We start from the raw sequence: 14,413 nt of genomic DNA on the forward strand, positions 1-14,413 counted from the left end.
GCCCCGCGGGCTTCGGGGGCCCCACGGGTTTCGCGAATCATGCGGAAGGCATCGCGGTGAGCACCGTCCGCGCCTCCGTGAGGTGGATCCGCGCCGATATCAGGGCCCGCAGGGGCCAGGCGCTGCTCACGCTGCTCGCCGTCGCCGGGATCGTCACGGCGCTGATCACCTCCGCGACCCTCCTGGAGGACGGCACCAACCCGTGGCGGGGGCTGTTCGCCGAATCCAGGGGCGCGCACGTGTGGATACACACCAAGGACGCCCCCGACCCGGCCGCGCTGTCGAGGCTGCCCGGCGTGGTCCAGGTCGCGGGCCCCTACCGGTCGGCTCCGGTCACCCTCACGCTGGACGGCAAAAGGTCGCCGGTGGCGCTGCGGGAGATGTCCGCGACGCCGCCCCGGGTCGCCGCCCCGCTGATCCGCGAGGGGCGCCCGCTGCGCTCCGGCGACACCGACGGCGTGGTCGTCGAGCGCTCCTTCGCCAAAGCGCTCGGCCTGAGGGTGGGCGGAGCCTTCCCGGTGACCGCGCTCAACGGCGCCACCCACCCGCTCATCGTGGTCGGCCTGGCCGACACCGCCGACCAGGGGTTCTACCCCGAGTGGACGCCCGGCCTCGCCTGGACGCTCGCGCCCGTGCTGGCCAGGGTCGAGCCCGCGCTGGGGCGCAGCGAGTCGGTCACCGGGCTGCGCCTGGCCGACGGGGAGGCCACGCTGCCCGCCGTCCACGGCGCCGTCACCCTCCTGGACGAGCAGATCCAGCGGATGTCCACCTGGCGTGAGGTCCGCGCCTCGATGGAGCTGGACAACCGGCTGCTCGGCCTGCTGCTCGCGCTGTTCGGAATCACCGGGCTGGTGGCCGCCGCGCTCGCCATCGCCAACGCGGTGGGCGGCCGGGTGCTGAGCCAGACGCGCGACATCGCCACCCTCAAGTCCCTCGGCTACACCCGGGGCCAGGTGTTCGGCGTGCTCATGGCCGAGCACGGCGCGCTCGGGCTGCTCGGCATCGCCCTCGGACTGGTCTGCGGGCAGATCGCGGCCTCGTTCGTCCTGGACGGGGTGCCGATACTGCCGCTCTCCCCGGTCCCGCTGCTCGCCATCACCGGCGGCACCGCCGCCGTGGTCCTGATCGCGGTGGCACTGCCCGCCTGGCGGGGCGGCCGTACCGCTCCCGTCCCCGCGGCGCCCGTCGCGCCGCCCAGGAGGCACCTGTCCCGGCTGGCGCGCCTGGCGCTCCTCGTACGGCTGCCTCCCGCCCTGGTCCTGGGCACCCGGGACGCCTTCACCCGTCGCGTCCCGGCGTTCCTGAGCATCTTCGGCGTCGCGATCCCGATGATGATGATCACTATTGGGCTCGGCTGCTGGGCCACCCTGGACGACTTCCTGCGGCACCCGGAGCGGGTCGGCCAGGCGGCGGCGCTCACGGTGCGCCCGGACAAGCTCTCGGCCGACGACGCTCTGCGGATCGCGAGGGCCGACCCCGGGGTGCTGGCGGTCTACCCCGGCACCGAGGTGCCCGCGCTGGAGCCCGAGCAGACCAGGAGTGTGCTGGCCCGCGCCGCCGGAACCTCCGCCGAGCCGTACCCCTTCTCGGTCGTCGAGGGGCGGATGTACGCCGCCAGGGGGGAGGCCGTCGCGGGGCAGGGGCTGCTCGACCTGCTGGGCGTGAAGATCGGAGACCGGATCCGGCTCACCGTCGGCGGCACCCCGCTGATCGTGCACCTCGTGGGCCGGGTGGTGGAGCCCGACCAGGACGGCGAGGTGCTCTCCTTCGGGATCGACAGCCTCGCGGCCAAGGACGCGGTGCCGCCGCAGTTCTACAGTCTGGTGCTCAGGCCGGGCGCCGACCCGGCGGAGGTGAGGGCACGGCTGATGGTCGCCTCGGGAGAGGCCCTCGAGGTCCGGCGGGTGGTGAATCCGGCGGAACGGCTCGCGATCATCCGCGTGGTGATCGTGGCGCTGATCGTCGTGCTCGCCCTGCTCGGCCTGGCGAACCTCCTGACGGCGAGCGCCCTCGGCCTGCGCGACCACGCCCTCGACCTCGCGGTGCTCAAGGCGATGGGCCTCACCCCCCGGCAGGTGGCGGCCACCCTGGTCACCGGGACCGGCCTGCTGATCGTGCTGGGGGTGGTCGCGGGCACCGCGGCCGGGGCCTCACTCGTCGGCGGGCTGATCGACCTGCAGGGGCACACCAGCGGCGTCGGCGCGGGCATCGGCCGTACGCCCTCGGCCCTGACGCTCGCCGTCGCGGTGCTCGTCGCGGTGGGGAGCGCCCTGCTGGTGACGCTGATCCCGGCGGGGTACGCGGCCCGCGCCCAGGTCCCGGTCACCGCGAGATGACCCTGAACCGTCGGCGTTCACCCGGGACGGCCCCGGGACGATGACCGTCCCGGGGCCGTCCAGGAAAAGGGGGTTCAGCCGTCGATGCCGGGGACGTCGGCGTTCTTGAGCGAGAACCAGTAGAAACCGTGGCCGGGCAGGGTGAGCAGGTACGGCAGGGTGCCCACGGGGGGGAACCGCACCCCGCCCCTCGCCTCGACGGGGATCATGCCCGCGAAGCGGCGCAGGTCGAGCTCGACCGGCTGCGGATACTTCGAGAGGTTGTTGACGCACAGCATCAGGTCCTCGCCGTCCTCGCGGACGAAGCTGAGCACCGCCGGGTTGCTCGACCACAGCTCGTTGTAGACGCCGGTGCCGAAGACCTGGTGGCTGCGGCGGATCGCCAGCATGTTCCTGGTGAAGTGGAGCAGCGAGGCGGGGTTCTTCTGCTGCGCCTCCACGTTGACCGCCTGGTATCCGTGGATCGGGTCCATGACGACGGGCAGGTACAGGCGTCCGGGGTCGGCCGTGGAGAAGCCCGCGTTGCGGTCGGGGCTCCACTGCATCGGGGTGCGGACCGCGTCGCGGTCCTCCAGCCAGATGTTGTCGCCCATGCCGATCTCGTCGCCGTAGTACATGACCGGGGAGCCGGGCAGCGAGAGCAGCAGCGCGGTGAACAGCTCGATCTGGTCGCGGTCGTTCTCCAGCAGCGGGGCGAGGCGGCGCCGGATGCCGAGGTAGGCCCGCATGCGCGGGTCCTTGGCGTACTCGGCGTGCATGTAGTCGCGCTCCTCCTCGGTGACCGTCTCGAGCGTCAGCTCGTCGTGGTTGCGAAGGAAGATGCCCCACTGGCCGCTGTCGGGGAGCTTCGGGGTCCGCGACATGATCTCGGAGATCGGCTCGCGGCTGCCCCGTCGCACCCCCATGAAGATGCGCGGCATGAGCGGGAAGTGGAAGGCCATGTGGCACTCGTCGCCGCCGGTCGCGGGGTCGCCGAAGTATTCGACCACGTCCTCGGGCCAGCCGTTGGCCTCGGCGAGCAGCACCCGGTCCGGGTAGAGACGGTCGACCTCGGCGCGGATCTTCTTCAGGTAGGCGTGGGTCTCCGGCAGACCCGAGCAGTCGGTGCCCTCGCGCTCGAAGAGGTAGGGCACCGCGTCGAGCCTGAAGCCGTCGATGCCCAGGTCCAGCCAGAACCGCAGGACCTCCAGCATCGCCTCCTGGACCGCCGGGTTCTCGTAGTTCAGGTCCGGCTGGTGGTGGAAGAAGCGGTGCCAGTAGTACTGCTTGCGGACCGGGTCGTAGGTCCAGTTGGACTCCTCGGCACCGATGAAGATGATCGGCGCGTCGGGATACCCGGTCGGGGTGTCCGACCACACGTAGAAGTCGCCGTACGGCCCCTCGGGGTCGTGCCGGGACGCCTGGAACCAGGGGTGTTTGTCGCTGGTGTGGTTCATCACCAGGTCGGTGATGATGCGCAGGCCCCGCTGGTGCGCCGACTCGATCAGCTCCACGAAGTCCCCGAGGTCCCCGAAGTCCGGAAGGATCTTCATGTAGTCGGAGATGTCGTATCCGCCGTCACGTAGGGGAGATTCGTACAGCGGAAGGAGCCACAGGCAGTCGACGCCGAGCCACTCGACGTAGTCCAGCTTCTCGATGAGACCGCGCAGGTCGCCGGTGCCGTCGCCGTTGGAGTCCTTGAACCCGCGGACCAGCACCTCGTAGAAGACCGCGCGCTTGTACCACTGGGGATCCGCCGAGACGAAGTCCTCGGCCACGGACTCCTGGGAAGGGGAGGGGAAGGGGGATGGGGTCATCGTGTTCTCGCTCACGGTGATGAAGGGCAGGACGAAGTCACCGGATGCTCCGGCTGATGATGTTTGGTGACCGCGCCGGCGGGAGCCGTCATCCCCACGAGCTCCATGGCCGCGGACAGGACGAATTTGTGATTCAGGACTGTCCGTTGTGGCGCTTTCTGGGCCGAACACTACCAGCCACCTGAGACCCCCGAAGCCCTCTTGGCGTGGTACATCGCCGCCGCCCCACGGAATTTTCGCGCGCATCGCGCCACGACCGCGTAATCGTCGCGTCGCTGATTGTTTTCCTGCGTGAAACACGACACGCCGCAGAGGGGTGACCTCGTCCTATGCCCGGGGATCCGGCCGATACACGGATCCTCCCGCGCGGCCGGGAGCCGGTCCTTTGCGCGGATGTTGCGCATCGGGTCCCCGAAGCATTCCCGAAAGCATTCTCAGGGCACTCCGGGGGCACTCACGGGGCACGGAGAAACCCTCACGGAACGGACGCCTCGGAAAGGACCGGGGCGGGCACAGGACGGACGGAGACCGCTCCCGACGCGGAAGGGGAGGGGATCAGTTCCAGGGCGGGGTGAGGTCGGGAAGGTGGTCCTGGTAGTCGCCGAGCCAAGCGCCGAACAGCACCAGGCCGCGCACCCAGAATCGGTCGTTCCAGCCGTTGAACCGCGCCAGCGCGTCGGGGCCCTCGGCGACCACGGCGTGGAGCTGCTCCGACAGCAGCGAGGGCACGGCGCCGGCGACCCGGGTGAGCATCAGGTGGCCGTACTCCCTGGCGGGCGCGGCGGCCGAGCGGAGCGGGACCCGCTGGAGCGGCTGCTTGACCACGTTGGTGGAGGGCAGCGCGGCCACGCGCGGGTTGGCCGCGTACAGGACCTCGCGGTAGAAGCGCCCCTGGTCCTTGCGGTGCACGCCGACCGAGAGCGCCGCGTCGAAGAAGGCGGGGTGGATGAACGGTGCCGCGAAGGACGCCTCGGGGCCGACCAGGTTGACCGGGGAGCGGGCGATGCCCCGCGCGGTCCTGGTGTGCAGGACCGAGAGCGGCAGCTCGGCCCGGTGGCCGTTGAGCATCGCGGTCGACTGGGTGAAGGCGTGCCTCACGCTGTCGGTGATCCACGCCTCGGCCCCCTCCGACAGGAACGGCACGGACGGGGAGCCGAGCGCGAGCGAGCCGAGCAGCGCGGCCTTGCGCTCGGCCTGCGTGGAGGCGCCGAGCGCGGCCCCGCTGACCATGAAGTTCTTCAGCAGCGGCCCTCCGGCCAGCCCGTCGACGAGGGTCCGCCCCGCCCGGTGCACCTCGCGGGCGAACGGGGTGTACCAGGCGTGGTGCGGGGTGAGGAACTCCAGCCGCCGCGCCGCGGCCAGCGCGTCGTCGGGATAGGCGTCGGCGTCCTGGGTGATCACCCTGTGGCGTACGCCCAGCTCGCGGGTGATCGCCTTGGCGAAGACGATGTCGGTGTCGGTGCCGTCGTCGGGGCTGGTCGTCCACGATTCCACGTCGGCGCCACGCGCCACCGCCACCGAGCACAGCAGCCGTGAGTCGTAGCCGCCGCTGACCGGGACCAGCAGCGGGCGCCCGTCGAACTCCTTGTAGACCTCGTGCAGGATCTCCAGGATCTCCCCGGCGGTCCTGCCCGCCTCGTAGGGCTCCTCGCGCAGCCAGCGGGGCAGCATCCGCTCGACGCCGATCCGGTCCGACGCCCGGTCGAAGACGAGCGCGCTCGCCCCCGCGAGCCGTTTCACCTGTGTGTACGGGGTGTCGTCGCGCAGCGGGAAGGTGAGCTGGATGATCGAGGCCCAGGCGTCCCAGTTGATCTCGTACGGCGTGCGCGCGAGGGAGAGCAGCGGTTCGAGCAGCGAGGAGAAGTAGACGGCCCCGCCGTAGGACAGGTAGTAGACGTCCACGAGGCCGAGACCTCCGGTGTGCAGCGTGATCCGCTCACCGTCGTCGATCAGGCCGGGTGTCTCGTAGGTCTCCGCCACCGTGATCCACGGCGCCGCGCCGCCGGGCCTGCGCTCGCCCCAGGCGAAGGCCCAGGTGCGCTCGTCGCGCCGGTACGGGGGCAGCGGGGAGGAACTGAACAGGGCCGCGTTCTGAGCCTGGACGGCGGGTCTGACCCGCGGCCCCGCCTCGCGCAACCTCTCCAGGACGGCCTCGTCGAGGTGTCCGATGCCGCCGCAGACGTACGGCCTCACATTGAACGTCGGCCACTGCACCGTGCTGACTCCTCTGTGTCGCGATTGACCAAAGGGTATCCTTTCGCCCGGCTCACGAAACGGAGGACGGCGTGGCGGGCGAGCAACTCGAAAGCACACGACAGGCGTTGCGGGAGGCGGTGGCGCACGCGGAGAGGGCTTCCGAGCTGGCCCGCCTGCTCGACGCGGCACAGGCCAAGATCGCCGATGCGGAACGTGCGGCCGAGGAGCTGCGCGGGGTGAAGGAGCTGCTGAGCGAGACCGAGGAGCGCCTTGAGGCCGCGAACGCGGCCGAGGAGAAGCTCCGCAAGGAGCTGGCGGAGCAGCGCTACCAGGCCGAGGTGGCCAAGTGGAAGCTCTCCTCGGTGCAGGTGGCCCGCTGGTCACGGCTGGGCGACGCGATCAAGACGGGCAAGAGCAACCCGGTGCGGCTGGCGCGCGGCCTGCGCGGGGCGGCCAAGCCGGCCAAGCGCCCGACCGCTCCCAAGCGCCAGCCGGTGCCGCGCAAGGCGGGCGACAAGGCGCCGGTGCCCGGGGCGTCCTTCCAGGCCACCAGCTCCGTCAGGACCGTCGGCGGCAGACCGGTGAAGCTCAAGCCGTACCGCGTCCCGACCGGCCCGAACACCCGCCCGCACCTCACCGCCGCCGTGATCGCCGCGCCGCACGGCGAGGCGCTGCTGCGCTACGAGTGGCGCCAGACCACCGGTTTCACGCCGAAGGACTTCGCCAGGGTGCTGGCCGCCGAGGTCCCGCACCTGCTGCTGGTCGAGTCGGTGACCGAGGGGCCGTGGGCGGAGGAGCTGCGCCGGCCCGGCCAGGGACTGCACGCGCTGCTGGCCTGGTGCGCGGAGCGGGGCATCCGCACGGTCTTCTGGCACACCGGGGGCACGCCCGCCGAGTTCGTCGCCGCGGCCCGGCTGTTCGAGCACGTCGTGACCGCGCTGCCCAAGTCCGTGAAGCCGTGGGGCACCGCGCTGGCGGCTCAGGAGCCCGAGCAGGGACGCCGGGCGCCCTCGCTGGGAATCCTGCCCTTCGCGATCCAGCCGCGCGTGCACAACCCGTTGCCGCTCGCCGGGGACCGGTTCGAGCGGGTGCTCTCGCTGGAGGAGCTGCTTCCGGGGCACCTGTCGTACCCGGACGTCCTCACCTCCTACCGCTGGCCCGTCGCGGTCGACTGCCCGCCGGGCACGGAGCCCTGGCGGATGGCGGAGCTCGCCGCCTGCGGCACCCCCATCGGCACCGAGCCCGACGCGCGCCGCGCCCACCTGGCGCTCCGCCAGGCGTACGCCTCGGGCACGATGACCAACAAGGTCGACGACCTGCTGGACGCGATCGGCCTGCCCAGCGGCAGGGCCACCCTGAACATCTCGGTGATCATGATCGACCGGGGCGACCTCGACTACGCGCTGGCCCAGGTCGCGCCGCAGAAGGGCGTCGTGCAGCTGGTGCTGCTGTCGGACGCGTCGGACGCCGCGGCGCGTGCCCGCGACGCGATGCCCGACGGCGTGCACGTCACGGTGCGCCGCCCCACCTCCAACCTGACCACGGGCGGCCTGCTCAACCGGGCCCTCGACCTGTGCCAGGGCGACCTGGTGGCGGTCATGGACGCCCGCGACCGGTACGGCGAGCACTACCTGGCCGATCTCAGCCGGGCGTTCCTGTTCGCCAGTGCCGACATCGTCGGTAAGGCGGCCTACTACGCCCACCTGCGCGACGTCGCGGCGACCGTGCTGCGCCAGCCCTCGGCCGAGTACTCCTACCTGCCCGACGTCGCGGGAGCCACCCTGCTGGCCCGCCGCGCGGTCCTGCGGGACATCGGCTTCGCCGACGTCTCGGACAACTGGGCCGACGTGCTGATGCGGCAGTGCCGCGCGGACGGGATCAAGGTCTTCTCCGCCGACCGCTTCGGCTACGTCTGCCTCCGCGACCGTGACCGCTGGCTGCTCGGCTCGGCCCAGCTCGTCGACTACGGTCCGGCCGACCCGCACGCCCTGGTCTGAACACCGGCGACCGTCAGGCGACCGTCGGGCGGTCGACGGCGCCACCGACCGCCGGCCGCCCCGTCGCCGCCTGACGACCTCACCGGGAAGTTAGGCTGCCGGGTTGACTTCCTCTCCGGGGCCGAAGCCCGGGGTCTCCACGCTGGAGGGATTTCGATGACGCCCGGCACGCTCGGCGAGGTTCTCGGCCTGCCGCCGATTCCCAGGGGGACGTGGGCGGGGGAGGCGGTCTACGTCTCCCCGGTCGCGCTGCGCAGGGGCGAGGACCCCGAGGAACTGGCGGAGCGGCTGCGCGCGCTGCCGGGGATCACGGCCGTCCGGGTACGGCCCCGGGGTTTCCTGGAGATCGTGGTGGCCGTCCCCGGCGAACTCGTCACGGAGATCGGCGCGACCGTTCCCGTGCCCACGGGCGAAGAGCCCGTTCCCGCGAGGGAGGTCCCCGTGGCCCCCGGTGACACCTCCGTCGTTCCGGTGGCCGAGGGCGGAGTTCCCGTGGACACGCTCGGGGGAGGGTCCGCGTGGGGAGACCTGCCCAGGACGTGGGCCAACCCCGGGTTCGTCGTCAGGTACGCGCACGCGCGGGCGGTCGCCGTACAGCGCTGGGCCGTCGAACTCGGCGTCGGCGGGGATTTCAGGCCCGAGTTGCTGGAGGACCGCAGGGACCGGGCGGTGCTCAGGCTGCTGGCCGAGATCCACGGCAGGCGGGTGAGCCGGGACCCCGGGTGGGCCGCCTACGCCGAGCAGCTGGCGCTGGCGTACCACGACGCGTTCGAGGGGGCCGCCGCGCTTCCCTCGGGGGACGAGGAGCCGTCGGAGCTCCACACCGCCCGGGTGCGCCTGGCGCGGGCCGTGCGGGACGTGCTGGCCGAGGCGTTGACGGCGCTTGGCGAGACGGCGCCCGAGAGACTGTGATAGACCCTCCCAAAGGAGTTCAAAAGGATCAGGGGAGAGGTGAATGGTCGGGCCTCGTGACTGGGAGGCGCACGAGCCGCGCCGATCAGGGGTGGTCCGGCGGACGCTGCCGACCCTGCTCGCCTTCGCCGTCATCCTCGGCGGGCTCGCCTATCTCGGCGGAGACCTCAGGGAGCTCCTCGGCACCGCCCCCGGCTCGCCCATCTCGGCCGCGGCCAAGCATCGCCTCTACGGGGACACCGAGCCGGTCGACGGCCGCTGCGACACCCTGCCGAAAGACATCGACGCCGACGTCAGGGCGTCGTTGGAGGCTCTGGCCGGCTGCCTGGAACGGATGTGGGCGGCCACCCTGGCGCGGGCGGAGATCGACTACGAGCCGCCGGGGGAGGTGCGGCTGGTCGACGCTCCCGAGGAGGCCGCGTGCGGGATCGACGACTACGACTGGGCCGGGATCTACTGTCCGGGGCCTCGCGTGGTGAACGTGCTGGTCGAGGGCGAGCGGGCCTTCCCGATGATGTTCACCCTCGCGCACGAGTACGCCCACCATGTCCAGGAGGTGAGCGGGATCGCCGACCAGAGGGGTTCCGAGGCCTTCGACGAGGCGTGGTCGCGACGGCTCGAACTGCAGGCCGACTGCCTGGCCGCGGTGGCGCTGCGAGGCGTCGCACCGCGCCGGCTGGAGAATTTGCGCCTTCTCGCCGGGCGCGGCCCCGGCGCGGACGAGGGGGCGGAGGCGGGCTACCGGCAGTCGCACGGCTCGGGGACGAGCAGCGCCGGGTGGATGCTGCGCGGCCAGAAGGGCGGCACCGTGGGGTCCTGCAACACCTGGGGCGCTCCCGCCGAGCAGGTCTCCTAGGCTCGGCGGGCCTTCACCGGTCTTCCCGCCGTACCCTCACGCTTGGCGCGGCGCGTCCGGCTTCCCGCCGTACCCGCCACGCCGAGCGCTCGGTCCTCCGGCCTCCGGGAACGCGCTCACCCGGTCTCTCCCGAGGATCGTGTCGCGGTGCGACCTTAAAATATGTCGTCAAAATGGCCCATAACGTAAAAAGTTCGCGTGTTCGAGCAGGATCGCGTCTCGATGGGTGGGCAATCGTCTCAGGGGGATCACCGGGTCCGATAGCCTCGATCGGGTGAGTCGATTCGTCCACCCCGCCGGTGACCGGCATGCAGAAGTGCTGCCCGAGGAGCGCCCTCCGCACGCACCCGCAAACCTGAACGCGCTCGATCCGACCATCTGGCCCCGAACGTCGAGCCGCGCCGACGGCTCGATCACGATCGGCGGCGCGGACGTGAGGGACCTGGTCGCGGAGCACGGCACCCCGCTCTACGTGGTGGACGAGGAAGACTTCCGCTCCCGCTGCCGTGACTACGCGAGCGCGTTCTCCGGCGGCGAGGTCCACTACGCGGGCAAGGCATTCCTGTGCCGAGAGGTCGCCCGCTGGATCATGCAGGAGGGCCTCGGCCTGGACGTCTGCAGCGCCGGGGAGCTCGCCGTCGCGCTCAGCGTCGGGTTCCCGCCCGAGCGGATCACCATGCACGGCAACAACAAGTCCCTCGCCGAGCTGGAGAAGGCCGTCGAGGCCGGGATCGGGCACATCGTGGCCGACTCCTTCGAGGAGATCGCCCGCCTGGGCTTCCTCGCCGACAAGCACGGCACGCGTCCCAAGGTGATGATCCGCGTCACCGTGGGCGTCGAGGCCCACACCCACGAGTTCATCGCGACCGCCCACGACGACCAGAAGTTCGGCTTCTCGCTGAGCAGCGGCGCGGCGGCCGAGGCGGCACGGCGGATCCTCGCCCTGCCCCAGCTGGAGCTCGTCGGCCTGCACTCCCACATCGGCTCCCAGATCACCGACACCGCGGGGTTCGAGGTGGCCGCGGCCCGCCTCGCCACCCTCCTGGTCAAGATCAAGGACGAGCACGACGTCGTGCTGCCCGAACTCGACCTCGGCGGCGGCTACGGCATCCCGTACGTCGAGGGCGACACCGCGCCCGACGTCAAGGAGATCGCCGACAACCTGCGGGAGATCGTCAGCAGGGTGGCGAGGGGCGCCGGCCTGCCGGTGCCCAAGCTCACCGTCGAGCCGGGCAGGGCGATCGCCGGGCTGGCCGGCGTGACGCTCTACGAGGTCGGCACGATCAAGGACGTCGAGGGCCTGCGCACCTACGTCAGCGTCGACGGCGGTATGAGCGACAACATCCGCACCGCCCTCTACGGTGCCGACTACACCGCGCGCCTCGCCTCCAGGGAGAGCGACGCCAAGCCGATGCTCTCCCGCATGGTCGGCAAGCACTGCGAGAGCGGCGACATGGTCGTGCGCGACCTGTGGCTCCCGGCCGACCTGGCCACCGGTGACCTGATCGCCGTCGCGGGCACCGGCGCCTACTGCCGCTCGCTCGCCAACAACTACAACTACCTCCCCAAGCCCGCCGTGGTCGCGGTCAAGGACGGGGTGTCTCGCGTGATCGTCCGCAGGGAGACCGAGGACGACCTGCTGAGAGGACAGCTGTGAAACGACCCGGAGCGGCCGAGAGCGCCGTCCACGGTGTGAGTGACAAGGGGGCGTGACCGGATGGCACTGAAAGTCGCACTTCTGGGATGCGGCGTCGTCGGTTCCCAGGTGGTCAGGCTCATGCACGAGCAGGCCGACGACCTCGCCGCCCGCGTCGGGGCGCCGCTGGAGCTCGCCGGGGTCGCCGTACGGCGCCTGGGCCGCAGGCGGGACGCCGACGTCGACCCCGCCCTGCTCACCACGGACGCCGAGGCCCTGGTCACCCGCGACGACATCGACGTCGTCGTCGAGGTGATCGGCGGCATCGAGCCCGCCAGGGCACTCATCCTGGCCGCGCTGAACAGCGGCAAATCGGTTGTCACGGCGAACAAGGCGCTGCTCGCCGAGCACGGGGCGACCATCCACGCCGCGGCCAGGGCCGGTGGCGCCGACCTCTACTTCGAGGCGGCCGTCGCGGGCGCGATCCCGCTGATCAGGCCGCTGCGCGAGTCGCTCGCCGGTGATCACGTGCATCGCGTGCTCGGCATCGTGAACGGCACCACCAACTACATCCTCGACCAGATGGACTCCAGCGGGGCCTCGTTCTCCGACGCGCTGGAGGAGGCGCAGGCGCTGGGCTACGCCGAGGCCGACCCCACCGCCGACGTGGAGGGCTTCGACGCCGCGGCCAAGGCCGCGATCCTCGCGGGGATCGCCTTCCACAGCCGGGTGACGGCCGCCGACGTGCACCGCGAGGGCATCACCGAGATCACCGCGACGGACGTGGCCAGTGCCAAGGCGATGGGATACGTCATCAAGCTGCTCGCGATCTGCGCCCGCTCCGAGGACGGCAGGTCGTTCGGCGTACGGGTGCATCCGGCGATGATCCCCAGGACGCACCCGCTGGCCGGGGTCCGCGAGGCGTACAACGCGGTGTTCGTCGAGGCGCGCTCCGCCGGGCAGCTCATGTTCTACGGCGCGGGCGCGGGCGGCGCCCCGACCGCGAGCGCCGTGCTCGGCGACATCGTGGCCGTGGGACGCAACGTGCTGGCGGGCACCCGAGGACCTGAGGAGTCCACGTACGCGGACCTGGTCGTGCACCCGATGGGCGAGACCGTCACGCGCTACCACGTCTCCCTGGACGTCGCCGACAAGCCGGGCGTGCTCGCGAGGGTCGCCGACATGTTCGCCAAGCAGGACGTCTCCATCCAGACCGTGAGGCAGGAGGGGCACGGCGCGGACGCCCAGCTGGTGCTGGTCACCCACCGGGCGAGCGACGCCGCGCTCTCCGCCACGATCGAGGGCCTGCGCGAGCTGGACATCGTCCGCGACGTGGTGAGCGTCATGCGGGTGGAGGGCGAGGACGCCTCCTAGCGGCATCCGCCGGACTGTTCTCCTCCGCGTGGGCGGGTCGAGGGCGGGGACGCGCCTCCTGGCGGCGCCTGCCGGTCCGCCGTGGCCGGCCCGCCCGCCCGAGCCCGTTCGGCGTCGGCTCGGTGTCGGTCCGCGCCCGCGCCGAACCGGCGCGGGCGCGGACCGCTGTCGGTCGGCACCGTCGCCGACACTGCCGAGGGCTCTCCCGGCACTCGCGGTGATCATGCCGTGTCGGCCCGGCATCGGGTTCCTGGGCATTTGATAACGGTTCATTTGGTGGTCTTTACCGACTTATAGGGTTCTTTCATGCCCTGTCTGCCGTTCCGCGAAAGGGAGTCCACCGTGAAGGTCTTCCACCGGGTGGTGGCGTTCGCCACGGCGCTGGCCGTCGTGGCGACGCTGAGCCCGGCCGCCCACGCGGCGACCGCGCGTCCCTCCAAGAAGATCAAAACGATCGTCGCGCTCACCTTCGACGATGGCGACTCCACCCACCCCGCCGTCGCCCGCATGCTGGAGAAACGCGGTATGCGTGGCACGTTCTACGTCAACACCGACACCGTCGGCGGCGAGGAGAAGCTGACCCGGCGCGAGCTCGCCGCGATCGCGAAGAAGGGGCACGAGATCGGCGGTCACACGCTGACCCACGTCCGCCTCACCGAGCTGACCCGGAGCGAGCAGGAGGGGCAGATCTGCGACGACCGCAGGGCGCTGATCGCGTGGGGGTACCGGCCCACGACCCTCGCCTACCCGTTCGGCGCGGTCGACTCCGACGCCAAGGCGGTGGCGCGGCGGTGCGGCTACGACGCGGCCCGCGGGGTCGGCGGGCTCAAGGAGTGGGGCTGCCCCGGCTGCCCGGCCGGTGAGCCCTTCCGCCCGCAGGACCGCTACGACATCCGCACCTCCGGTTCCGTCCGCGAGGACACCCTGCTGCGGCACCTGAAGCAGCAGGTGCTCAACGCGGAGAAGACCGGCGGCGGGCTGGTTCCGCTCGTCTTCCACCGCGTCTGCGACGACTGCGGCCTCTACTCGACGACTCCCAGGCTCCTGAATCAGTTCCTCGACTGGCTGGGGACCAGGAAGTCGCACGGCACGGTCGTGCGTACCCTGCAGAGCGCCGTCGGCGCCCGCTACCGCCCCCTGCCCGTGCGGGAGTGAACGCGGCCGAGACCGCACGGAGACATCCGGGTGTCCTCGGCGGCGGGCCTCGGCGAGCCCGCGGAGGCGGCGGAGCGTCAGGTCCCTCGGCGAGCCCGCGGAGACAGTGGGACGTCAGGTGCCCTGTGAGCCTGCGGAGGCGGTGGGACGTCAGG

At 71.7% G+C, this 14,413-nt stretch carries 9 protein-coding genes; 7 read left to right on the plus strand and 2 right to left on the minus strand.

What is annotated here, in order from left to right:
• Window positions 1–56: 56 nt before the first annotated feature.
• Window positions 57–2,336 (plus strand): FtsX-like permease family protein, encoded by a 2,280-nt coding sequence (locus ACFY3D_RS29860; RefSeq protein WP_389985370.1) that lies wholly within the window; start codon window positions 57–59, stop codon window positions 2,334–2,336.
• Window positions 2,337–2,410: 74 nt separating this feature from the next.
• Here ACFY3D_RS29860 and treS read toward each other — a convergent pair whose 3' ends face one another.
• Together treS and ACFY3D_RS29870 are read right to left on the minus strand one after the other, a co-directional pair.
• Window positions 2,411–4,132, minus strand: a complete 1,722-nt coding sequence (gene treS, locus ACFY3D_RS29865; protein WP_389985374.1) for a maltose alpha-D-glucosyltransferase — start codon at window positions 4,130–4,132, stop codon at window positions 2,411–2,413.
• A gap of 555 nt (window positions 4,133–4,687) precedes the next feature.
• Entirely contained in the window at window positions 4,688–6,346 is a 1,659-nt protein-coding gene (locus ACFY3D_RS29870) for an asparagine synthetase B family protein (protein WP_389985377.1), read from the minus strand.
• Window positions 6,347–6,417: 71 nt separating this feature from the next.
• Here ACFY3D_RS29870 and ACFY3D_RS29875 point away from each other — a divergent pair, with 71 nt between their 5' ends.
• The 6 genes from ACFY3D_RS29875 to ACFY3D_RS29900 all read left to right on the plus strand — a co-directional run bounded on the left by ACFY3D_RS29875 (window position 6,418) and on the right by ACFY3D_RS29900 (window position 14,258).
• On the plus strand, window positions 6,418–8,325 hold the full coding sequence (locus ACFY3D_RS29875) for a glycosyltransferase (RefSeq protein WP_389985380.1): 1,908 nt from the start codon (window positions 6,418–6,420) through the stop codon (window positions 8,323–8,325).
• A gap of 156 nt (window positions 8,326–8,481) precedes the next feature.
• Complete coding sequence (locus ACFY3D_RS29880; RefSeq protein ID WP_389773239.1) at window positions 8,482–9,237, plus strand: DALR anticodon-binding domain-containing protein; 756 nt, start codon at window positions 8,482–8,484, stop codon at window positions 9,235–9,237.
• Window positions 9,238–9,280: 43 nt separating this feature from the next.
• On the plus strand, window positions 9,281–10,093 hold the full coding sequence (locus ACFY3D_RS29885) for a neutral zinc metallopeptidase (protein WP_362897494.1): 813 nt from the start codon (window positions 9,281–9,283) through the stop codon (window positions 10,091–10,093).
• Window positions 10,094–10,367: 274 nt separating this feature from the next.
• A complete protein-coding gene (gene lysA / locus ACFY3D_RS29890) occupies window positions 10,368–11,750 on the plus strand; it encodes a diaminopimelate decarboxylase (RefSeq protein ID WP_362897495.1) in 1,383 nt (460 codons plus the stop codon).
• Window positions 11,751–11,810: 60 nt separating this feature from the next.
• On the plus strand, window positions 11,811–13,103 hold the full coding sequence (locus ACFY3D_RS29895) for a homoserine dehydrogenase (protein ID WP_350948542.1): 1,293 nt from the start codon (window positions 11,811–11,813) through the stop codon (window positions 13,101–13,103).
• Window positions 13,104–13,409: 306 nt separating this feature from the next.
• Entirely contained in the window at window positions 13,410–14,258 is an 849-nt protein-coding gene (locus ACFY3D_RS29900) for a polysaccharide deacetylase family protein (protein ID WP_389985385.1), read from the plus strand.
• The last annotated feature ends 155 nt before the right edge of the window (window positions 14,259–14,413 follow it).

Origin of the sequence: Streptosporangium sp. NPDC000509, from assembly GCF_042898365.1 — a bacterium.
Lineage (GTDB): Bacteria > Actinomycetota > Actinomycetes > Streptosporangiales > Streptosporangiaceae > Streptosporangium.

Coding starts and splice junctions, on each gene's coding strand:
- treS (WP_389985374.1), bottom strand. CDS start 4,132: ATGACCCCATCCCCCTTCCCCTCCCCTTCCCAGGAGTCCGTGGCCGAG.
- ACFY3D_RS29880 (WP_389773239.1), top strand. CDS start 8,482: ATGACGCCCGGCACGCTCGGCGAGGTTCTCGGCCTGCCGCCGATTCCC.
- ACFY3D_RS29885 (WP_362897494.1), top strand. CDS start 9,281: ATGGTCGGGCCTCGTGACTGGGAGGCGCACGAGCCGCGCCGATCAGGG.
- ACFY3D_RS29895 (WP_350948542.1), top strand. CDS start 11,811: ATGGCACTGAAAGTCGCACTTCTGGGATGCGGCGTCGTCGGTTCCCAG.
- ACFY3D_RS29900 (WP_389985385.1), top strand. CDS start 13,410: ATGCCCTGTCTGCCGTTCCGCGAAAGGGAGTCCACCGTGAAGGTCTTC.